Here is a 453-nt window from a genome sequence, read left to right as displayed (position 1 = left end):
TTTGTGGAGAGATTTCCTGAACTTTCCTTATTTTTCAAGGCTTACAGCCTCTTAGATAGTGAAATGATATGTATTTTCCCTTATCTTTGCCCTTATGCGGAATCCGCAAGGGAAATAAGGGAAATTTTTAGTTAAGCATTGCTCACTACTTTATCAAGAAGTCTTGCGGAATCCCGTTTTGCTTTTCTTGTTGAGTGAGCGTAAATATTCATTGTGGTACTGACATCAGAGTGTCCTAACAGTTCCTGTACATCTTTCGGTGCAGCCCCATTGGAAAGCAGATTGCTGGTGTAGGTGTGACGTAACTGGTGGAAATGGAAATCTTCAAATCCTTCCAGCTTTTTTGACACTGATCTGCATACAATGCTGAGTGTACTCGGCAGTTCCAAAGAGCCATCCGGTCTTAAGCAGACAAAGGAGATTTCTTTGTAATCTGCCGGGACTTCCTGTGTT

General features: G+C 41.7%; 1 protein-coding gene. It reads right to left on the bottom strand.

From position 1 onward, the window contains the following. Positions 1–131: 131 nt before the first annotated feature. Positions 132–453: tyrosine-type recombinase/integrase (locus DXD11_RS11330; RefSeq protein WP_147360981.1), on the bottom strand; the 322-nt coding region annotated here is incomplete at its 5' end.

The organism is Coprococcus sp. TF11-13 (genome assembly GCF_003481085.1).
GTDB lineage: Bacteria > Bacillota > Clostridia > Lachnospirales > Lachnospiraceae > Coprococcus > Coprococcus aceti.
Note: the sequence above shows the minus strand (reverse complement) of the source record. Positions and strands in the feature narration are given on the sequence as shown.